Origin of the sequence: Aeromicrobium erythreum (assembly GCF_001509405.1) — a bacterium.
Taxonomy (GTDB): domain Bacteria; phylum Actinomycetota; class Actinomycetes; order Propionibacteriales; family Nocardioidaceae; genus Aeromicrobium; species Aeromicrobium erythreum.
On record NZ_CP011502.1, the window covers coordinates 911,757 to 933,003 of the forward strand.

At 73.1% G+C, this 21,247-nt stretch carries 16 protein-coding genes and 1 tRNA gene; 8 read left to right on the plus strand and 9 right to left on the minus strand.

Features of this window, described 5'->3' with window-relative positions; all coding sequences use genetic code 11:
• Position 1 precedes the first annotated feature (1 nt).
• Both pepN and Aeryth_RS04385 read right to left on the minus strand, forming a co-directional pair.
• The gene (gene pepN / locus Aeryth_RS04380; RefSeq protein WP_067861329.1) at positions 2-2,518 is read right to left on the minus strand and encodes an aminopeptidase N; all 2,517 of its coding nucleotides are present in this window, start codon (positions 2,516-2,518) and stop codon (positions 2-4) included.
• A gap of 56 nt (positions 2,519-2,574) precedes the next feature.
• Positions 2,575-3,249 carry a class I SAM-dependent methyltransferase gene (locus Aeryth_RS04385; protein WP_067855153.1) on the minus strand — a complete coding sequence of 225 codons (675 nt, stop codon included), beginning with the start codon at positions 3,247-3,249 and terminating at the stop codon, positions 2,575-2,577.
• 48 nt (positions 3,250-3,297) lie between these two features.
• Between Aeryth_RS04385 and Aeryth_RS04390 the strand changes: the two genes are divergently transcribed.
• Positions 3,298-4,449, plus strand: coding sequence for a glutamate--cysteine ligase (locus Aeryth_RS04390; protein WP_286689780.1), 1,152 nt, complete (start codon positions 3,298-3,300; stop codon positions 4,447-4,449).
• Here the strand turns inward: Aeryth_RS04390 and Aeryth_RS04395 are convergent.
• The 7 genes from Aeryth_RS04395 to Aeryth_RS04425 are packed head-to-tail and all read right to left on the minus strand — an operon-like array spanning position 4,422 to position 14,436.
• Complete coding sequence (locus tag Aeryth_RS04395) at positions 4,422-5,147, minus strand: sirohydrochlorin chelatase (RefSeq protein WP_067855158.1); 726 nt, start codon at positions 5,145-5,147, stop codon at positions 4,422-4,424. The two genes, Aeryth_RS04390 and Aeryth_RS04395, sit on opposite strands and share 28 nt — an antisense overlap.
• Positions 5,144-6,259 carry a uroporphyrinogen-III synthase gene (locus Aeryth_RS04400; protein WP_236749818.1) on the minus strand — a complete coding sequence of 372 codons (1,116 nt, stop codon included), beginning with the start codon at positions 6,257-6,259 and terminating at the stop codon, positions 5,144-5,146. The genes Aeryth_RS04395 and Aeryth_RS04400 overlap by 4 nt, the downstream gene beginning before the upstream one ends.
• A gap of 2 nt (positions 6,260-6,261) precedes the next feature.
• Complete coding sequence (gene nirD, locus Aeryth_RS04405; RefSeq protein WP_067855161.1) at positions 6,262-6,630, minus strand: nitrite reductase small subunit NirD; 369 nt, start codon at positions 6,628-6,630, stop codon at positions 6,262-6,264.
• The gene (nirB, locus tag Aeryth_RS04410) at positions 6,627-9,200 is read right to left on the minus strand and encodes a nitrite reductase large subunit NirB (RefSeq protein WP_067855164.1); all 2,574 of its coding nucleotides are present in this window, start codon (positions 9,198-9,200) and stop codon (positions 6,627-6,629) included. Before nirB ends, nirD begins: the two co-directional genes overlap by 4 nt.
• A 46-nt stretch (positions 9,201-9,246) precedes the next feature.
• On the minus strand, positions 9,247-10,719 hold the full coding sequence (locus tag Aeryth_RS04415) for an FAD-dependent oxidoreductase (protein ID WP_067855167.1): 1,473 nt from the start codon (positions 10,717-10,719) through the stop codon (positions 9,247-9,249).
• Positions 10,716-12,872, minus strand: a complete 2,157-nt coding sequence (locus Aeryth_RS04420; protein ID WP_067861337.1) for a molybdopterin oxidoreductase family protein — start codon at positions 12,870-12,872, stop codon at positions 10,716-10,718. Before Aeryth_RS04420 ends, Aeryth_RS04415 begins: the two co-directional genes overlap by 4 nt.
• Positions 12,873-12,879: 7 nt before the next feature.
• Entirely contained in the window at positions 12,880-14,436 is a 1,557-nt protein-coding gene (locus tag Aeryth_RS04425; RefSeq protein ID WP_083516251.1) for an MFS transporter, read from the minus strand.
• Between the two features lie 201 nt (positions 14,437-14,637).
• On the opposite strand from Aeryth_RS04425, the gene Aeryth_RS04430 reads away from it, so the two are divergent.
• The 7 genes from Aeryth_RS04430 (at position 14,638) to Aeryth_RS04460 (ending at position 21,134) form a co-directional block, all read left to right on the plus strand.
• Positions 14,638-15,255: a mycothiol-dependent nitroreductase Rv2466c family protein gene (locus tag Aeryth_RS04430; RefSeq protein ID WP_067855170.1), complete on the plus strand. Its 618-nt coding sequence runs from the start codon at positions 14,638-14,640 to the stop codon at positions 15,253-15,255.
• A 255-nt stretch (positions 15,256-15,510) separates the two neighbouring features.
• A complete protein-coding gene (locus Aeryth_RS04435; RefSeq protein WP_067855173.1) occupies positions 15,511-16,410 on the plus strand; it encodes an alpha/beta hydrolase in 900 nt (299 codons plus the stop codon).
• Between the two features lie 44 nt (positions 16,411-16,454).
• Positions 16,455-16,913, plus strand: coding sequence for a ribose-5-phosphate isomerase (locus Aeryth_RS04440; RefSeq protein ID WP_067855176.1), 459 nt, complete (start codon positions 16,455-16,457; stop codon positions 16,911-16,913).
• 42 nt (positions 16,914-16,955) lie between these two features.
• Entirely contained in the window at positions 16,956-17,804 is an 849-nt protein-coding gene (locus Aeryth_RS04445) for an Fpg/Nei family DNA glycosylase (RefSeq protein ID WP_067855179.1), read from the plus strand.
• Positions 17,801-18,913, plus strand: a complete 1,113-nt coding sequence (locus Aeryth_RS04450) for a PP2C family protein-serine/threonine phosphatase (protein ID WP_144433660.1) — start codon at positions 17,801-17,803, stop codon at positions 18,911-18,913. The genes Aeryth_RS04445 and Aeryth_RS04450 overlap by 4 nt, the downstream gene beginning before the upstream one ends.
• A gap of 64 nt (positions 18,914-18,977) precedes the next feature.
• Positions 18,978-19,051 (plus strand) — tRNA-Gly (locus Aeryth_RS04455).
• A 775-nt stretch (positions 19,052-19,826) separates the two neighbouring features.
• The gene (locus Aeryth_RS04460) at positions 19,827-21,134 is read left to right on the plus strand and encodes an HNH endonuclease signature motif containing protein (RefSeq protein WP_067855185.1); all 1,308 of its coding nucleotides are present in this window, start codon (positions 19,827-19,829) and stop codon (positions 21,132-21,134) included.
• The last annotated feature ends 113 nt before the right edge of the window (positions 21,135-21,247 follow it).

The following is a 21,247-nucleotide window of genomic DNA, read 5'->3' on the forward strand; positions in this document are numbered from 1 at the left end:
CTCAGCTGGCGGCGCGGGCGCGGAGGGCGCGGGCGAGGTCGTCGCGCCCCTCGGACACGTAGCGCTTGGCGGCGGCCGGGGCGTCGGTGGAGCCGAGCCAGGCGTCGACCGCGTCGAGGGTGGCCTGGGTCGGGTTGGCCAGCGGGAAGAGGTAGACGAGCGCGACCTGGCCGATCCAGACGCCCTTGTCCTCGATCACCGTGTCGGCCATCTCGAGGTAGCGCTGGACGAACGGCTCGAGCACGTCGGCCTGGCCCGACACCTGGAACGCCGAGGCGGTCTGGCGGCGGGTCTCGTTGGGCGTCGACGTGTCGACGACCGCCGCCTGCCACGCGGCCTCCTTGGCCTCCGACGAGGGGCGCACGGCGCGGGCCGCGGCGGCCCGCTCGCGGCCGGAGATGGTCTGGTCGCGCTCGAGCTCGGCCGCGATCTCGGCCTCGTCGGCCGCACCGAGACGCGCCAGCGCGGTCACGAGCGTCCACCGCAGGTCGGTGTCGACGTCGAGACCCGGCAGGCCGTCCTCGAGCAGGCCACGCAGCGGCTCGGGCGACGTGGCCGCCGACGCGTAGCCGCGCACGAACGCCAGCTGGTGGTCGCTGCCGGGCTCGGCGGCCTCGGCGAGGGCCCGGACCCCGGCCTCCCAGCGCTCGGCGAGCTCGGGACGCTTCTCGTCGGACGTGTACAGGTTCACCGCGGACTGGCCCTGGCGCAGCAGCGACGAGACGGCCGTCAGGTCGCTCTCGGAGCCGATGCCCGCGAGCACCAGCGACACGAAGTCCGTCGACGACAGCTCGGCGTCACGCGTCATGTCCCAGGCCGACCCCCAGCAGAGGGCACGCGGCAGCGACTCCTCGAACGCCATGTCGTGCTCGACGAGCGACGCGAACGACTGCTCGTCGAGCCGGATCTTGGCGTAGGTGAGGTCGTCGTCGTTGAGCAGCACGAGCGCCGGGCGCCGCAGACCGGCCAGCTCGGGGACCTCGGTGCGCTCGCCGCGGACGTCGGTCTCGACCCGCTCGGTGCGCACGAGGCGACCGTCGACGACGTCGTAGAGGCCGATCGCGATGCGGTGGCGACGCAGCGTCGGGTACGCCTCGATCGCGGTCTGCTCGACGGCGAAGGACGTGAACGTGCCGTCGTCGCCGACCTCGGCGTCGGCGCGGAGCGTGTTGACGCCCGACGTCTGCAGCCACTCCTCGGCCCACGACGCCAGCTCCCGGCCCGAGGCCGCCTCCAGCTCGGTCAGGAGGTCCTGCAGCGTGGTGTTGCCGTACGCGTGCTTGGTGAAGTAGGCCCGCAGCCCGGCGAAGAAGTCCTCGACACCCACCCAGGCGACGAGCTGCTTGAGGCTCGACGCGCCCTTGGCGTAGGTGATGCCGTCGAAGTTCGCCTCGACGGCGTGCAGGTCGTAGTTGTCGGCCGCGATGGGGTGCGTGGAGGGCAGCTGGTCCTGGCGGTAGGCCCAGTTCTTGCGGTTGTTCGTGAAGCCCGTCCACGCGTCGGTGAAGCGCGTGGCCTCGACCGAGGAGTGGTGTGCCGCGAACTCCGCGAACGACTCGTTCAGCCACAGGTCGTCCCACCACTTCATGGTCACGAGGTCGCCGAACCACATGTGCGCCATCTCGTGCAGGATCGTGTTCGCGCGCTGCTCGTAGGCGGCCACCGTCTGGCGGCTGCGGAAGATCATCTCGTCGCGGAAGGTCACGCAGCCGGCGTTCTCCATCGCGCCCATGTTGTACTCCGGCACGAACAGCTGGTCGTACTTCACGAAGGGGTACGCCATCTGGAACGCGTTCTCGAAGAACGCGAAGCCCTGCTTGGTGACGAGGAGGATGTCGTCGGCGTCGAGGTGCTCGACGAGCGACTGACGGCACCAGACGCCCAGCGGGATGTCGCCGTACTCGCCGGAGTAGACGTCGGTGACGCCGTGGTACTCCCCGGCCACGAGGGCGGTGATGTAGGTGGACATGGTCTTCGTGGTCTCGAAGACGCGCGTGCTGACGCCGCCGTCGCCCTCGACCGTCTCCGCGACCGGGGCGTTGGACACGACGGCCCAGTGGCTCGGCGCGGTCACGCGGAAGTCGAAGGTGGCCTTGAGGTCGGGCTGCTCGAAGGTGGTGAACACACGGCGTGCGTCGGGCACCTCGAACTGGGTGTACAGGTAGACGCGCTCGTCGGCGGGGTCGACGAAGCGGTGCAGCCCCTCGCCGGAGTGGGAGTAGGCGCAGGTGGCCTCGACGCGCAGCTCGTTCTCGGCCTGCAGGTCGGGCAGCGGGATGCGGCTGTCGGCGTAGGTGGCGGGGTCGAGCGAGGTGCCGTTGAGGGTGATCGACGCGATCTCGCCGCCGACGAGGTCGGCGAACGTGGAGGAGCCGGGCACGGCGCCGAACCGCACGGTGGTGACCGACCCGAACCTCTCCGTGCCCTGGGTCAGGTCGAGCTCGACGACGTAGTGGTCGGTCGAGACGATGCTGGCGCGCTCGGTGGCTTCTTCACGGGTCAGGTTCGTTCCGGGCATGGCGCCCACTCTATGCACCGACGGTCGGGCGTGACGCGCCGAATCCCCTCGGGTGCTCAGGCGCGGGTGCCCTCGAAGTACGTGAGTGCGCCGGCGCGGTCGAGCCGCACGTCGACGAGGCCGGCCGCGACGAGCCAGGAGCGCACCTCGGTGCTCCGCACGGGAGGACCGAGCACGCCGAGGGCCCGCCCGATCCGATGCCCCGGGAGGTACAGCAGGCCGGCGTCGACGCAGAAGGCGCTCCCGACGAGTCGTCCACCGGACCGCAGCACCCGCGCCAGCTCGTGCACCGCGGCCTCGGGGTCGGGGAAGCAGTGCAGGCTCGTGAACGTGAGCACGAGGTCGTAGGTCTCGTCGGCGTCGGCGAGCTGCTCCACGTCGGCCACGCGGGTCTCGACGTCGGCCGCGACGCCGAGCCGCTCGGCCTCGCCCCGCGTGCGCTCGAGCATGGCGGGCGAGATGTCGGCAGCCACGTAGTGCAGGGCGTGGTCCACCGGCAGGTCGCGCAGCACGACCCCGCCCCCGCAGGGCAGGTCCAGCACCGTGCCGCCCGCGGGCACGGCGGCGAGCTCGCGACGCGCCCGACGGTGCAGCTCCTCGACGCTCGAGCCCATGCCGACCCGCCACAGCAGCGCCCCGAGGTGCGGGTCGCCGCTGATCCGGTCGTAGACCGCGGCCCACGGGTGGTCGCGCTGCCACGTGCCGCTCGAGTCGCGCCTGCCGTCGCTCATGGTGGGACGATACGACCTCGGGCCCGGACCTGCGGCAGGATGGACGCCGTGGACCTTCCCTTCGCGCGCTCCGAGCGCTCGTCCGTCGGGATCGAGTGGGAGCTCGCCCTCGTCGACGCCGACTCGGGCGACCTGCGCCAGGTCGCCCAGACCGTGCTCGACGCCGTCGCCCCCGCCGGCGGGGGCGAGCACCCCCTGATCCGGCAGGAGCTGCTGCTCAACACCGTCGAGGTGGTCTCGCGCGTGCGGCGCACGGTCGCGGAGGCAGGCGCCGACCTGCAGGAGGCCATCGACGAGATCCGCACGGTCACCGACCCGCTGCGCGTCGAGCTGATGAGCGCCGGCACCCACCCGTTCGCGCGGTGGGACAACCAGAAGGTCACCGACAAGGAGCGGTACGCGACGCTCATCGACCGCACGCAGTGGTGGGGCCGGCAGATGCTCATCTACGGCGTGCACGTGCACGTCGGCATCGAGGACCGCGCGAAGGTGCTGCCCATCAGCAACGCGATGCTCGCCTACTACGGCCACCTGCAGGTGCTGAGCGCGTCGTCGCCGTTCTGGGGCGGTGAGGCCACGGGCTACGCGTCGAACCGCGCGCTGATGTTCCAGCAGCTGCCGACGGCGGGTCTGCCGTTCCACTTCCAGGAGTGGTCCGAGCTCGAGCAGTACGTCGACGACCTCACCACCACGGGCGTCATCGACGTGTTCGACGAGATCCGCTGGGACCTGCGCCCGTCGCCGAAGTTCGGCACGCTGGAGGTGCGGGTGTGCGACGGCATCCCGACCATGAGCGAGCTGCTGAGCATCTCGGCGCTCACCCACTGCCTCGTGGAGCACTTCTCGAGCGAGCTCGACGCAGGTCGCGACCTGCCCGACCTGCCGCCGTGGTTCGCGCAGGAGAACAAGTGGCGCTCGGCGCGCTACGGCATGGACTCCTGGCTGATCCTTGACCAGCACGCGCGCGAGGACCTCGTGACCGCCGACCTCTCCCGCCTCCTCCTCACCCTGGAGCCGGTCGCCGAGCGGCTCGGGTGCAGCGAAGAGCTCGCCGGCGTCGCCGACATCGTGCGCACCGGGCCGTCGTACCGACGTCAGCGTCGGGTCGCCGAGGCCCACGACGGACGTCTCGACGCCGTCGTCGCCTCGCTCGTCGCGGAGATGCGCGCCGGTCACCCCGTGCCGGTCAGCGCTCCCTGAGCCGCCGACGCGGTGGCGTAGCGGTCGACCACGAGGTCGACGAGCCGGGGGTCGGCCGGGTCGGCGTCGAGCAGGGGACGGCTCACGACGTCGACGTCGCAGCGCGCCACGCGGTCGTGGAAGAACCCCGGGGCCATGAGCAGCGACGAGACCACGACCCGACGGTCGGCGTTCTGCGCCCGGACGTCGGCGACCACGTCGTCGAGCGGACGACCGGTGCCGCCGACGTAGCCGAGCGGCACGACCTGGCCGATGGCGACGCTCAGGTCGCGGGCCATCTGCTCGAAGCAGGCCTGTGCGACCGGGTCGCTCGAGCCGGCCGACGCCATGACGACGACGTCGGCGTCCTGCGTGCCGGCCTCGAGCAGCCGGCGCACCAGGGCGCCCACGAGCCGGTCGTCGGGACCGAGGGTCGGGGCGGCCACGCAGCCGGGCGCCGACGCGGCGCGGGCGACGTCGACCCGCACGTGGAACCCCGGGGCGAGCAGCAGCGGCACCACGACGGCGGGACCGGCGAGCCCGGCCACCACGTCGTCGGGCGTCGGCGACTGCACGTCGACGTACGCGTCACGCACGTCGACGTCGGGCAGCCGGCGACGCACCGCCTCGACGAGGCCGAGCACCGCCCGCCGACCTGCGGGGCTCGACGTGCCGTGGCTGGTCGCGACGAGCGCGGGACGGGTGGGGTGCGGGTTCATGGGTGCTCCTGCACGGCGAGGCGGTAGCCCCGCTTGACGACGGTGAGGACGGCGGACCGGCCGATCGCCTCGCGCAGGCGCGCGACGGCCATCTCGGCGGTGTGGGGGTCGGTCGACTCCCCGGGCAGGACGGCGAGCAGCTGCTCGCGGCTGCACACGGTGCCGGGCCGCTCGGCGAGCAGCCGCAGCACGGCGAGCCCGCTCGGGGAGACCGGGAGCGGCTGGTGGTCGAGCGTGGCCGTGGTGGCGTGCAGCCGAAGCTGGCCGTCGGGCAGCGCGATCGCGGCGGCGTCCTCGCCGAGGTGCACGATCAGCTCCCGCACGAGGGCCCCGAGGCGGTACCGCTCCGGCACGAGGGGCTCGAAGCCGCGGGAGACGAGCGGCTCGGCGGTCACCGGGCCGACGGCGGCGAGGGTCAGCCGGCCCGCCGCGACCAGGGCGCGCAGCGCGTCGAGACCGTCGTGCCGTTCGACGACCTCGAGCCACGCCGATGCGCCGGGCGCCGAGGTGAACACGACCGCGTCGTAGCCGCCCGCGGTCGCCGAGACCACCGAGCGCTCGACGGCCTCGGGGTCCGGCGGAGGGCCCCAGCGGTAGACGACGAGGGTCGTCGTGACCGCCCCGCCCCCCTGCAGCGCCTTCTCGATGCCGTCGTCGCCCGCGCCGTGGTGCTGCACCGCCACGTGCAGGCCGTCGACGCCCTCCGTCAGGAGCAGCTGCACGATCTCGGCCGACGTCTCGGACTCCGCGACCCAGTCGGGCACGAGACCCGCCGCCTGGAGCGCACCGCGCGCCTTGGGCCCGCGGGCCACGATCCGGGTCTGCGCGAGGGCCTCGACGAGGTCGTGGCCGAGGCCCGACGCCTCCGCGGTGTCCAACCAGCCGCGGAACCCGATGCCCGTGGTCACCACGAGCACGTCGGGAGGGTCGGCGACGAGCTCGCGGGTCGCGGCCAGCAGACCGGCCTCGTCGAGGTGGGATTCCACGCCGAGCGCCGACGCGGTCGTCACCTCGGCGCCGCGCCGCTGCAGGGCGCCGGACAGCTCGTCGGCTCGCCGTTGGGCGGTCACCAGCACGGTGGTGCCGGACAGGACGGGACGCAGGACGTTCACGATCACCCAGTCTGCGGGACGCCGACGTGCACCACACCGTCGACGACGTCGACGGTGTAGGTGTCGAGGGCCACGTCGGGGTCGTCGAGGCAGCGTCCGGTGCGCAGGTCGAAGGCCTGCTTGTGCAGCGGCGAGACGACGATCGCGACGTCGCCGCGCGAGCCCACCAGGCCACGCGCGATGACGTTCGCCCCGGTGAACGGGTCGCGGTGGGACACCGCGCGGACCTCGCCGGTGTCGGCGAGCCGGAACAGCGCCACCTGCCGGCCGTCGACGAGCGCGGCGGCGCCGCGGTCGGGGTGCAGGTCGTCGAGCCGGCACACGGGCACGAGCGTCGGGGACGCGTGGGGCGCGTCGAGGAACGTGGTCACAGGGGTCCTCCGGCGGTGCGGACGGGCAGGGTGGGTCCACCGATCACGACGCCACGCTCCTCGGCCGTGGCGGGGCGCTTCTGGCCACGCTCGGGCACGTAGGCGAGGTCGGGGTCGGCGACGTCGGGGGCGTTGACGAACGACGCGAACTTGCGCAGCTTCTCGGGGTCCTCGAGGGTGGCCGCCCACTCGTCGCGGTAGCCGCCCACGTGCGCGTCCATCGCGGCGTCGAGGTCGGCGGCGATGCCGAGCGAGTCGTCGAGCACGACGGCGCGGATCGCGTCGATGCCGCCCTCGACCGACTCCACCCACGGTGCCGTGCGCTGCAGCCGGTCGGCGGTGCGCACGTAGTACATGAGGAACCGGTCGATCGCGCGGACGAGCTGCTCGGTCGTCAGGTCCTCGGCGAACAGCTGGGCGTGCCGCGGCGTGAACCCGCCGTTGCCGCCGACGTACATGTTCCAACCGTGGTCGGTGGCGATGACGCCGACGTCCTTGCCGCGCGCCTCGGCGCACTCGCGGGCGCAGCCGGAGACGCCGAGCTTGATCTTGTGCGGCGAGCGCAGGCCGCGGTAGCGCAGCTCGAGCGCGATGGCCAGGCCCACCGAGTCCTGCACGCCGAAGCGGCACCACGTCGACCCGACGCACGACTTCACGGTGCGCAGCGACTTGCCGTACGCGTGGCCCGACTCGAACCCGGCGTCGACGAGCCGCGACCAGATGGCGGGCAGCTGCTCGATGCGCGCGCCGAACAGGTCGATGCGCTGGCCGCCGGTGATCTTCGTGTAGAGCCCGAAGTCCTTGGCGACCTCGCCGATGACGATGAGCCCCTCGGGCGTCACCTCGCCGCCGGGGATGCGCGGCACGACCGAGTACGTGCCGTCCTTCTGCATGTTGGCCATGACGTGGTCGTTGGTGTCCTGCAGGGCCGCGCGCTCGCCGTCGAGCACGTGCTCCTGGTACAGCGACGCGAGGATCGACGCGGCCACCGGGCGGCACACGTCGCAGCCGCGCCCGCGCCCGTGGGTCGTGAGCAGCTCGCTGAACGTGCGGATGCCGCTGACGCGCACGACGTCGAAGAGCTGGGCGCGGCTCAGCGAGAAGTGCTCGCACAAGTCGTTCCCGACCTCGATGCCCGCCTCGGCGAGCTGGGCGTGGAGCAGCTGCTTGACCATCGGCACGCACGAGCCGCAGCTCGTGCCGGCCTTCGTGCACGCCTTCACGCCGGCCACGTCGGTGCAGCCCTGGTCGGTCACGGCGCAGCGCACCGTGCCGGCGGTGACGTTGTTGCACGAGCAGACGGTCGCCGCGTCGGGCAGGGCGCCCGTCGTCGGGCCCTCCGCCGACTCCGGCAGCAGCCAGGCGGACGGGTCGCCGCCGAGCGGGTGGCCGACGAGCGGACGCAGGCTGCCGTACGCGGACGCGTCGCCGACGAGCACGCCGCCCAGGAGGGTCGAGGCGTCGTCGCTGAGGACGAGCTTCTTGTACAGGCCCTGCACGGGGTCGGCGTAGACGACCTCGAGGCTGTCGGGCGTCGTCCCGAAGGCGTCGCCGAAGCTGGCGACGTCGACCCCGAGCAGCTTGAGCTTCGTCGACAGGTCGGCGTCGGCGAACGTGGCCTCGCCGCCGAGCAGACGGTCGGCCACCACCTCCGCCATCGTGTAGCCCGGCCCGACCAGCCCCCAGACCCGGTCGGACACGCAGGCGACCTCGCCGACGGCGTAGACGGCGGGGTCGCTCGTGCGGCACCCCTCGTCGGCGAGCACCCCGCCGCGCGGGTGCACCGCCAGCCCGGCGCCGCGGGCGAGCTCGTCGCGCGGACGGACACCCGTGGCGAACACGACGACGTCGACGTCGAGCGGGTCGCCGGACGCGAACTCCATCCGCTCCACCCGGCCGGCGTCGTCGGCGACCACGCGCGACGTCGCGGTCGACGTCCGGACCGCCACGCCGAGGCCCTCGACCAGCCGGCGCAGCGCCTCGCCGCCGCCTGCGTCGACCTGGACCGGCATGAGCCGGTCGGCGAACTCGACCACGGTGGTCTCGGTGCCGAGCGCGGTGAGGGCGCCGGCGGCCTCCAGGCCCAGGAGCCCGCCGCCGACGACCGCGCCGCGGACGGGGCGGCCCAGCGCGGCCTCGCGCTCGGACACCCAGGTGCGCAGGGCGTCGAGGTCGTCGACCGTCCGGTAGACGAAGCAGCCGCGCAGGTCGGCGCCCTCCACCGGCGGCACGGCCGCGTACGAGCCGGTGGCCAGGACGAGCGCGTCGTAGCGCCGCTCCTGCCCGCCGACGACGACCGTGCGCGCCGACGCGTCGACCGACTCGACCGCCGTGCCCGTGTGCAGCGTGACCCCGGGGGTGTCCCACAACGACGCGTCGCCGAGCAGCAGCTCCTCGGGTCCGGAGAGGTCGAAGTAGCTGGTCAGCGCCACCCGGTCGTACGGGGCGTGCACCTCCTCGCCGTAGACCTCCACGTCCCACCGCGAGGTCGCGTCGCGCTCCACGAGGGCTTCGACGAGACGACGGGCGACCATGCCGGCTCCGGCCACGACCAGGGTGCTGCGTTCCATGTCGACGACGCTAGGCAGCCCGTGTGTCGGGTCCCGACGCCGCCGGTTACCGGGCTGCAACACCTCGCTCACGCACCGCAGCCGCCTGCTGTGAGGTCGCCGGGACGGCCGGGTCGACCTCCTGTAGCCAGTCGACGAGGCCGCACACGAGGGTGCGGCAGCCGCCGCATCCCGTGGTCGCGCGCGTGCTCGCGACCACGTCGTCGACCGTGCAGCAGCCGCCGTCCCAGGCGGCGACGACGTCGGCCTTCGTGACCCCGTTGCAGCGGCACACGGTCGTGCTCGACGGCATGGTCGTGGGCGAGCCCGGCTGGTCCTCGGGTGCGCCGACGAGGAGCTGGAGCGGGTCGGGCGGGACGATGCCCGGACGGTCGAGCTGCACGGCGAGCCGCGCGGCCAGCTCCGGCGAGCCGACGCACGTCATCCCGACGAGCGTGCCCTGCCGGACGACGACCTCGACGTAGCGCCGGGCGCCCGCGTCGTCGAGGGCCAGCACCCGGTCGTCCTCGTGCGCCGTCGACGCGCGCGTTCCCGCCGTGACCACGTCGAGCCCGACGGCCTTGAGCCGTAGGGTCGCGCCCTGGACCGGCAGCGCCGGGACGGGTCGGTCGCGCACGAGTCGCGCGGCGAGCGCGTCGGCCTGCGCCCACCCCGGGGCGACCAGGCCGCTCACGCCGTCCGGCGTCTCGGCGCAGTCGCCGATCGCGCTGACGCTCGGGTCGCTGGTGCGCAGGTCGGCGTCGACGACGATCCCGTGGCGCACGGTCAGACCGGCCTCGACGGCCAGCTCGGTGCGCGGGACCGACCCGGTCGCGAGCACGAGGAGGTCGGTCGGCACGCGGGTCCCGTCGCCGAGGACCACCGCGTCGACGTGGCCCTGCGCGACGTCGACCGCCCGCACGCCGGCCTGCGGCACGACCGCGACGTCGAGGTCGCGCAGGGTGCGGGTCGCTACGGCCGACACGCGCGGGTCGAGGTCGCGGTCGAGCACGCCGTCGCGGGAGGCGAGGACGGTCACGTCCAGGCCGCGCCGACGCAGCCCGCACGCGACCTCGACGCCGATCGCGCCCGCCCCGACCACGCACGCCCGACGCGCGTTGAGCGCGCCCGCGACGACGCCGCGCGCGTCGTCGACCGTCCGCAGCACGTGCGCCCCACCGACGAGCCGGCCGCCGCCGGCGTCCAGCCCGGCGAGCGGCAGCACGCGCGCCCGCGCCCCCAGCGCCAGCACGAGGTGGTCCCACGGCTCGTCCGACCCGTCGTCGAGCAGGACCCGACGGGCGGCGACGTCGAGCTCGACCGCCCGCACGCCGCGCCGGACCCGCGCGCCGGACGCCTCGGGCAGCGTGAGCGACGCGAGGTCGGTGCGACCGGCGACCAGCTCCGACAGCAGGACGCGGTTGTAGGGCTCGTAGGACTCCTCGCCGAGCAGCACCACGTCGGCCGCGGGGTCGAGCCGCAGCGCCTCCTCGACGAACCGGTGGCCGACCATCCCGGCCCCCACGACGACGATCCTCACGACTCGACCTCCTGCAGCACGCGGGCGGCGGACGGCCCGGCGTCGTCGGCGACCCGCTCGACGCGGACCGCGCACACCTTGAACTCGGGCATGCCGGACACGGGGTCGGTCGCGTCGTTCGTGAGCGCGTTGACCAGGCTGTCCCCGGCGAAGTGGAACGGGACGAACACGGTGTCGGGCCGCACGTCGCGGGTGATGCGGGCGGGCGCGACCATCGAGCCGCGGGCCGACGTGACGCGCACGAGCTCGGCCCCGTCGAGGCCGAGCCGCGCGGCGAGGCTCGGGTGCAGCTCGACGTGCGGTCCGCCGGCGGCGTCGCAGAGGGCCGGGACGCGACGGGTCTGGGCCCCCGACTGGTAGTGCGCGAGGAGCCGGCCGGTCACGAGGTGCAGTGGCGCCTCGGCGTGGACGTCGTCGTCGGGTCCGACCGGTCGCACCGGCACCATCCGGGCCCGGCCCGACGGCGTCGCGAAGCGGTTGGTGAACAGCCGCGGGGTGCCCGGGTGGTCCGGGTCGGGGCACGGCCAGTGCAGCGCCTCGCCCGTGTCGAGCCGGGCGTGGCTGAGTCCTGCGTAGTCGGCACGTCCGCCCGCGCTCGCCCGCGCGAGCTCGTCGAAGACCAACGACGCGTCGGTGGACCACGTGCCGGGGGCGTCCAGGCGCCGGGCCAGCTCGGACCAGATCCACAGCTCGTCGCGCACGTGCGCCGGCGGGTCGACGTGGCGACGGCGGCGCAGCACCCGACCCTCGAGGCTGGTCATCGTGCCCTCCTCCTCGGCCCACTGCGTGACGGGGAGGACGTAGTCGGCGAGCAGGGCGGTCTCCGACGGGACGACGTCGCAGACCACCAGCAGGTCGAGCGACGCGAGCCGGTCGCGCACGCCGCCCGCGCGCGGCGCGCTGACCACGACGTTGCTGCCGTGCACGAACAGACCGCGGGGCCCGCTCTCGGTGCCGAGCGACGAGAGCAGCTGCACCGCGGGGACCCCGGACCGGGGGAGGAGCTCAGGGTCGACGCCCCACACGGCGGCGACGTGCGCGCGGTCGGCGGGGTCCTCGATCGAGCGGTACCCCGGGAGCTGGTCCGCTTTCTGCCCGTGCTCGCGTCCGCCTTGGCCGTTGCCCTGGCCGGTGAGCGCGCCGTACCCGCCGCGGTGCGCGCCCGGCAGGCCGAGCGCGAGGGCGAGGGAGATCGCCGCGCTGACCGTGTCGGTGCCGTCGACGTGCTGCTCGGCGCCACGGCCGGTGAGCACGTACGCGCCCCGGCCGCCGCGGTGCGGCGACGCGTCGGCGAGCCGGTGCGCCACGCTGCGCAGCTGGCCCGCCGGCACGCCCGTCACCGTCTCGACCCGCTCGGGCCACCAGGCCGCGACCGAGCGGCGCACGTCCTCGACGCCGTCGACGCGCTCGTCCAGGTAGGTGACGTCGGCGAGCCCCTCGCCCAGCACCACGTGCAGGAGGCCGAGCAGCAGGACGAGGTCGGTGCCCGGCAGGGGCTGCAGGTGCGTGCCTGCGCCGTCGTCGCAGAGCCGTGCCGTGGCCGAGCGCCGAGGGTCGACGACGACGAGGCCGCCCCGCGCGCGTGGTCCTGCGAGGTGCTGCACCGACGGCGGCATCGTGTCGGCCAGGTTGCTGCCCAGCAGCAGCACCGCGTCGGCGTCGTCGAGGTCGGTGAGCGGGAACGGCAGACCCCGGTCGACGCCGAGGCTGCGGTTGGCGGCCGCCGCGGCCGACGCCATGCAGAACCGCCCGTTGTAGTCGACGAGGCGGGTGCGCAGCGCGAGCCGAGCGAACTTGCCGAGCTGGTACGCCTTCTCGTTGGTGAGCCCGCCACCGCCGAACACCGCCACCGCGTCGGGTCCGTGATCGGCTCGCAGCGCCCGCACGCGTGCCGCGATGTCGTCGAGTGCGTCGTCCCACGTGGTCGGGACGAGCCCGTCGGCGGTGCGACGCAGCGGCTGGGTGAGCCGGTCGGGGGCGCGCAGCAGGTCGGCCGACGTCCACCCCTTCTGGCAGAGCCCCCCGCGGTTCGTGGGGAAGTCCCGCGGCTCGGCGGCCACCGGGTGGCCGCCGAGCCGCTGCGCGCACTGCAGCGCGCAGTAGGGGCAGTGGGAGTCGGTCGTCGGGCCCTGCGCGACCTGGTCGTGGGGCACGGGCACCTCAGACCCGGGCGCGGGACATCGCCGACCCGGGCCGCAGGTACACCGCCCAGGTGACCAGCAGGCACACCACGTAGAACCCGGCGAACACGGCGAACGCGCTGCGCACCGCGGCGACCGGGTCGTCGATCCACGGGGCGCCGAACGTCATGGGGATGAGGAACCCGCCGATCGCGCCGATGGCACCGACGATGCCGAGCACGGCCGACGCCTCACGGGTGGCCTGGACGAGCGCCGCGCCCCGCTCGGGCGACCCCTCGGGGCCGGCCGCCTCGGCGCGCACCTTCCAGATGATCGGGATCATGCGGTACGTCGAGCCGTTGCCCATGCCCGACGCGGCGAAGACGAACAGGAAGGCGGCGAGGAAGAACCAGAAGACCTGCTCGTTCGACTCGACGGCGCTGCGGACGGCGTCGGGGTAGGTGAACGTCGCGGGGTCGACGGTCGTCGGGTCGACCTTCGGGACGGGCGTCAGCCGGGTCAGCGTCACCAGCACGGCGAGCGTGCCGATCGTCATGAGGGCGAACGACGCGACCGTCACGCGCGCACCGCCGAAGCGGTCGGCGAGCCAGCCGCCGAAGGGCCGCGTGATCGAGCCGACCAGCGCCCCGAGGAACGCGAAGGACGCGACGTTGATGCCGATGCCGACCACGTCGGGCGTGGGCTGGTTGAAGAAGTTGATCTTGATGAGCAGCGGCATGGCGGCGGAGAAGCCGATGAACGAGCCGAACGTGCCGATGTAGAGGAACGCCATGATCCAGGTGTGCCGGTAGCGGACGACGCGCAGCTGCTCGCGCGGCCGCGACGAGGCGACCGCGAGGTTGTTCATGAAGAAGAAGGCGCCCGCCGCAGCGACCAGGGCCAGGCCGCCCCACACGTAGGCGGCGCGCTCGAGGTGGATCGAGCCGCTCGCCGCCACCAGGCCGAAGAGCCCGGCGCCTCCGACGATCACCGGCAGGAACAGCTGCACGAGCGAGACGCCCAGGTTGCCGCCGGCGGCGTTGAGGCCGAGCGCCGTGCCCTTGCGGCTCGCCGGGTAGAAGAAGTTGATGCTCGCCATCGACGACGCGAAGTTGCCGCCGCCGACGCCCGCCGTGGCCGCGATGACGATGAACACCCAGTAGGGGGTGTCCGGTCGCTGCACGAAGAACGCGAAGAGCGCGGTCGGCACGAGGAGCAGCGCCGCGCTGACCACGGTCCAGTTGCGTGCGCCGAAGCGGGGCACGGCGAACGTGTAGGGGAGCCGGATGAGCGAGCCGACGAGGTTCGGTGCCGCGACGAGCCAGAACAGCTGCTGGGGCGTGAACGCGAAGCCGGCCGAGGCGAGGAAGGTGGCGGTGACGCTCCACAGCAGCCAGACGGAGAACCCGAGGTGCTCGGCGAAGATCGACCACGCCAGGTTGCGGCGGGCGACGCGCTTGCCGGTCGACTCCCAGAACGCGGTGTCCTCGGGGTCCCAGTGGTCGATCCAGCGGCCGGTGCGCCGTCGGGGCGGGGCGGTCGCGTCGGCGTCGGGCGCCGTCGCGGTGGGACGCGGGGTGTCGATCTCGATCGTCATGGACTGCCTCGCTCGGTTCCTGCGCGGGCCGCTGGTCGGCCCGTGGTCGTCGCCGACGTTAGGGACGGCGTGTTTCGCGTCGTGCGCTTCTCGTGTCAGGTCGGGGTAACACCGTCCGCACGCTGCGGTGGGGACGACTGTGAGATCGGTGAGCCGGAGGTCGCGGGGAATGGTGCCGCGTCGCCCGTGGTTGAGGCGTGCATGACTGAGTCGCAGACCGTCGAGACCGTCGACTTCTGGTTCGATCCGCTGTGCCCCTGGGCCTGGATGACGTCCCGCTGGATGCTCGAGGTGGAGCAGGTGCGCGACGTGCACACCGTCTTCCACGTCATGAGCCTCTCGGTGCTCAACGAGGACAAGGACGTCCCCGAGGAGTACAAGGAGATGATCCAGCGCGGGTGGGGGCCGGTGCGCCTGGCCATCGCGATCGAGCAGCAGCACGGGCAGGAGAAGCTGCGCGAGTTCTACACGGCCATCGGCACGGCGCGTCACCCCGGCGGTCGCGACTTCACCCACGACCTCTACGTTGAGGTGCTGGAGCAGATCGGTCTGCCGACGGAGCTGGCCGCCGCGGCCGACGACACGTCGTTGGACGACGCGGTGCGCGCCTCGCACCAGGACGGCATCGAGCGGGTGGGCCAGGAGGTCGGCACGCCGGTCATCTCGGTCGGTGGCACGGCGTTCTTCGGTCCGGTGCTGTCGCCGGCTCCGAAGGGTGAGGACGCCGGTCGCGTGTTCGACGGCGCGCGGCTGCTCGCGGGATACGACGGCTTCTACGAGCTGAAGCGCACCCGCGACCGCGACCCGATTTTTGACTGAACCTGAGCGAGCGCAGCGAGCGAACGGTTCAGTCAGGTCGAGTGGTGCACCGGCGAAGCCGGTCTCGCTGTATCGAGACCTGGTGGGTGTCCAGACCCCCGCAGGTCCAGGGCGTAGCCGCGACGGACGAGTAGTCCACCGGCGAAGCCGGTCCCGCTGTATCGAGACCTGGTGGGCGTCCAAGCCCACGCAGGTCCAGGGGCGTAGCCCCGACGGCCGCTCTGGGCGGGCCCCCACCCCACCTACGATGACGCCATGACGCTGCACCCGCAGGCCCGCGCCTACCTCGACGCGCTCGGCACCGACGACACGCCGCTCGACGTGGAGCTGGTCCGCACGATGCGGTCGGTGTCGCGCGAGGCGGCGCTGGCGGAGCCGGTGCGGACCGAGGTCGACCACGTGGCCGACGTCGACGCCGACGGCGTGCCGTGTCGTCTGTACCGGCCGGCGGCGGGCGCACCGGTGGCGCTGTACGTGCACGGTGGCGGGTGGGTGCTCCACGACCTCGAGACGCACGACTCGTTCTGCCGGTACCTGGCCGACACGACGGGGTGGGCCCTGCTGGCCGTCGACTACCGGCTCGCCCCGGAGCATCCCTACCCGGCGCCGCTCGACGACGTGGAGCGGGCGGCGCGGTGGCTGCGCGCGCACGGCGACTCGCTCGACGTCGACACCGCCTGGGTCGCCGGCATCGGCGACTCCGCTGGCGCCAACCTCGTGGCGGGGCTGTGCGTGCGCGACCCGCGCCTGCTCGACCACCAGGTGCTGCTGTACCCGGTCACCGACCGTCGCGCCCCGCTCGACCCGGCCCTCGAGAACGCCGCGCTCGACCTCGCGTCGATGACGTGGATGTGGGACGCCTACGCGGCCGACGACGTCGCCGACCGGCCCGACGTCAGCGTGGCCCGGGCGACGAACCTCGCCGACCACCCGCCGGCCGTCGTGGTCACGTGCGAGCACGACGTGCTGCGCGACCAGGGCGAGGCGTACGCGGCGGCGCTCGCCGACGCCGGCGTTCCCGTGATGGCCGTCCGCGCTCTCGGCATGATCCACTCGTTCTGGCGCCAGCCGGAGGTCTTCGACGCGGCGCGGAGCACGGTCGCCGCCGTCGGCGCGTGGCTCGACGCCGCCCGCGCGTCGTCCCGCACGCCCTGACGGGCGGACGACGACCCCGGCCCCGGTTCTGGGACACTGACGGCATGCGCGTGCACCTGGGAACCGACCATGCCGGACTCGAGCTGAAGGACCGTCTCGCCGCCTGGCTGACCGACCACGGGTACGAGCCCGTCGACCACGGCGCCTACGAGTACGACGCGGAGGACGACTACCCGCCGTTCTGCGTGGCGGCCGCGCAGGCCGTCGCCGACGAGCCCGGGTCGCTGGGCGTCGTCATCGGCGGCTCCGGCAACGGCGAGCAGATGGCCGCGAACAAGGTGCGCGGCATCCGCGCCGCGCTCGCGTGGAGCGTCGAGACGGCGCGGCTCGCCCGTGAGCACAACGACTCGCAGGTGGTGTCCGTGGGCGGTCGCATGCACACGTTCGAGGAGGCCGTGGAGATCATCGAGACCTTCCTGACGACGCCGTTCAGCGGCGCGGAGCGTCACCAGCGTCGGATCGACCTGCTCGGCACGTACGAGACCACCGGCGGCTTCGGGTGACCCACGGGTCCCTCCCGACCTCTCGACCTGCAGGGCCCCACGGTGCCTGAGGGTCACACCATCCACCGGCTCGCCCAGCGCGTCGACGACGCGTTCGCCGGCGACCGGGTCACCTCCAGCAGCCCGCAGGGTCGCTTCGAGGAGGGTGCCGCACGCATCGACGGGCTGACGCTCGTCTCGGCCGACGCGTGGGGCAAGCACCTGCTGGTCCGGTTCGACGGCCTGGCCGAGCAGGTGCACGTGCACCTCGGGCTCTTCGGCAAGTTCCGCGTCCGCAAGCACCCGGAGGGCGAGGTCCCCGAGGTCACCGGACAGGTGCGCTGGCGGCTCGTCGGACCGGCGGAGTGGCCCACGCGGACGGGCGACCTGAGGGGGCCGACGGCCTGCACGCTGCTGCTGCCCGACGAGATCGACACGCTGCTGTCGCGGCTCGGGCCCGACCCCCTGCGCGACGACGCCGACCCGGGCCGCGCGTGGGCGCGCATCCACCGCTCGCGGGCACCGATCGCCACCCTGCTCATGGACCAGTCGGTGGTCGCGGGGATCGGCAACGTGTACCGGGCGGAGGTGTTGTTCCGTGGCGGCATCGACCCGTTCCTGCCGGGCCGGGAGCTGCCCGAGCCGTTCTGGGACGCGATGTGGGCCGACCTGATCGCCCTGATGCGCGAGGGCGTGCGCAAGGGTCGCATCGACACCGTGCACGTCGAGCACGGTCCCGACGTCATGGGTCGCGCGCCGCGTCGCGACGACCACGGCGGGGAGGTCTACGTGTACCGACGTGACGGTCGCGCCTGCTACGTCTGCGGCGACACGGTCCGCAAGCAGGAGCTCGCGGCCCGCAACCTGTTCTGGTGCCCGACGTGCCAGCGCGCGGGTACGCTCGGCCGGTGAGGTCACGTGTGAGCCATGCGCGGATGCGCCTGAGCCGGTACGTGGACGACCGCGTCGTCCGCTGGCAGACGGGCACCCGCGAGGGACAGGTCGCCGTCCTCGCCGTGCTGCTGGTCGCCTGCCTCGGGATCTTCGCGCTGTCGATCACCAACTACGCGGTGTTCCCGGCGCTCACGTTCGTCATCCCGCTGCTGATCGGCAGCATCACCCTGCGGTTCCAGCCGTTGCTGGTGCTCGTCGGCGTCATCGTCGTGCTGGTGACGATCACCGTCTCGCTGGAGTACGTGCGCGAGGGGATCACGGTCAGCCGGGTCAGCTCCCTCGTCATGATGGCGACGGTCGCCGCGATCCAGCTCTGGGAGGCGCGGCGTCGGCGCAGCGGACTCCCCGGACCGCTGGGCGAGGCCATGCTCGTCGACCTGCGCGACCGGCTCCACGCGCAGGGCAAGGTGCCCCCGCTGCCGAGCGGGTGGTACTCGGAGTCGGCCATGCTCACCGCCGGTGGTGTGCACTTCTCCGGCGACTTCATGGTCGCGAACCTGTCGGCCGACGAGGTCGAGCTCGAGATGATCCTCGTCGACGTCTGCGGCAAGGGCGTCGCGGCGGGCACGCAGTCGCTGCAGCTCGCGGGTGCACTGGGCGGACTGATCGGCGCCCTGCCGCCGCAGGCCCTGTTCGCGGCCGCCAACGACTTCCTGCTGCGGCAGCAGTGGGAGGAGGGCTTCGCGACGGCGGTGCACGTCTCGATCGACCTGCGCACCGGCTCCTACGGGATCATCAGCGCCGGTCACCCGCCCGTCCTGCACTGGCGCCCGTCGACGGGGGAGTGGGCGATCGACGAGGCGCGCGGCACGGCCCTCGGCATCATGCGTCACCCGCTCTTCACCCAGACGCACGGACGCCTGGAGCCGGGCGAGACGCTGCTCTTCTACACCGACGGCGTCGTCGAGTCGCGCGACCAGGGTGTCGAGGAGGGCGTCGCGTGGCTGCGCACGGCGGCGACGCGTGCCCTCCGCGCAGGCGTCGAGGGTGCTGCGGGTCGGATCCTCGGCCGGGTCCGCGCGAAGGACGACGACCGCGCCGTCCTGCTCGTCGCACGCCAGGACTGACCGAGCCCCGCCCCGGCCCCGGGTCGACGCGGTGTGGCATCATGGACCCGCTTCGGCCCCGAGAGCGGACGTAGCTCAATTGGTTAGAGTCTCTGCCTTCCAAGCAGAATGTTGCGAGTTCGAGTCTCGTCGTCCGCTCTCGGGGCCGAATCACGTCTCCACCCGCCCCGTCGCGGCGTCGTCCCTTTCGACCAGCGAAACGTTCCGCTGGTCGAGTAGCAGGGACGAGCTTGCGAGGTCCCTGCGTATCGAGACCATCCGGCAACAGGTCAGCGCGAGCCGGCCCCCAGCGACCGCTTCGAGTGGTCTCGACCTCCGCCAGCTCCTTCGGCCCCCGCAAGCGGGAGGTGCCCCCAGCGGCGTCGACTACTCGACCAGCGGAGGGTTCCGCTGGTCGAGTAGCGGCGACGGCGAGCGCCAGCGAGCTCGTCGGTGCGTATCGAGACCACTCGGCGACGGCTCAGCGCGGGTCGGCCCCCAGCGATGGTTTGGGGTGGTCTCGATACGCCCGGAGCACGCTCGTGCCTCGCGGCTCCGCGCTACTCGACCAGCGACGCGTTCCGCTGGTCGAGTAGCGGCGACGGCGAGCGCCAGCGAGCTCGTCGGTGCGTATCGAGACCACCCGGCAACGGCCCAGCGCGGGCCAGTTTCCAGCGACGGCTTGGAGTGGTCTCGATACGTCGGCCCCAGGCTCGTTCCTCGCCGGGACCGACTACTCGACCAGCGGAGGGTTGCGCTGGTCGAGTAGTCCGACCGGCTGGGGGCACCTCCCGCTTGCGGGGGCCGAAGGAGCTCGTCGGTGCGTATCGAGACCACCCGGCAACGGCCCAGCGCAAATCAGCCGAAATCCCCGTATCCACAGTGGTCTTCCGGGCTGGAGGGGGGTGTCGGAGGGGGTCTCTAGGTTGGAGACATGAACCCCACCGACACCCTCCTCGCAGACGCGGCAGTCGCGTCGGCGCGGGTGTGGGCTGGTGAGGCGGAGCAGGCTCGGGCGGTGCTGCGGTTCGTGGAGACCCGCCGCGCCGACGCCCTCGCCCAGGGTCTGTCGGCGCGTCAGGTCGAGGACGCCCGTCAGGTCGCGATCCTGGAGGTCGCCGTCGAGCTCCACGTCGCGCAGGGGTTCGTCGCGAACCTGGTCTCGGCCACCCGCACCCTGGTGATGGACCTGCCCGTCGTGTGGGCCGCTCACGTGCGGGGTGAGGTCGACCGGGCCAAGGCCCGCGAGATCGCCTCGACCGCCTGGAAGCTGCATGCACCGCAGAACCTCGCCCGGTTGGACGAGACCGTCCTCGCCTACGCCGCCAGCCACACGTTGGGTCAGTTGAAGGGGTGGCTGCGCCGCTTCCTGGTCCGGGTCGAGCCCGACCACGCGATCGAACGCCGCAAGGCCGCCCAGCAGGACCGCACCGTCACCATCACCGCCCTGGATGACGGGATGAGCCTGCTGCAGGCCCTCATCCCCACGGCTGACGCCCTCCTGATCGAGCGTGACCTGACCCTGGCCGCGAAAGCCTCCCGTACCCAGACCCTCGACGATGACCGGACGTTGGCGCAGGCCCGCGCCGACGCCCTCGTCGACACCCTCCTGCACAAGGACGAGACCGACACCGCTGACCACGCGCCGGTCAGCGCCTCGGGCCGCGGTCGGTTCCACGTCGGCGTCACTGTCTCCCTGGCCACCCTGCTGGGGGTCTCGAGCGAGCCGGGCGTCTCCGCCGACGGGCAGCACGTCCTCGACCCCGCCCTGCTCGCCGAGCTCGCCAGTCAAGAGGGAACCCTGTTCTCGCGGTTGTTGACCGACGAGAACGGCGGCATCCTCGACGTCACCGAGCTCGGCCGCTTCCCCACCCAACCCCTCCGCAGGGCACTCAACCTGATCGACGGCACGTGCGACGTCCCGGGTTGCACCCGACCCGCCATCGCCTGCGACGCCGACCACCAGATCCCCTACGACCTCGACCCGCCACCCGGCCAGCAGCGTGGACCCACCGAAGCCGCGAACCTGCACCACCGCTGCCCACCCCACCACGGACTCAAGACCCGAGGAGCACTCACCGTCAGCCACGACCAGGACGGCAACGCCCACTGGCACCTGCCCACCCGCACCCTGCCCGCCGAGACCGCATTCACCCGCGCCTGGACCCGCCGAGACCGCACCATCCAGTTCGTCGAGATTCACCACACCCGCCTCGACCACATCCACTACCGACCGCGATGAACCAGGCGTACGCGCTCACGCTGCGGGCACCTCGGGCCCAAGATGGCCGTGACCGACATGGCCACCGACCTCGAGCAGCTCGCCGCGAAGCTGCCGGCCGCCGTGGGCGGCTG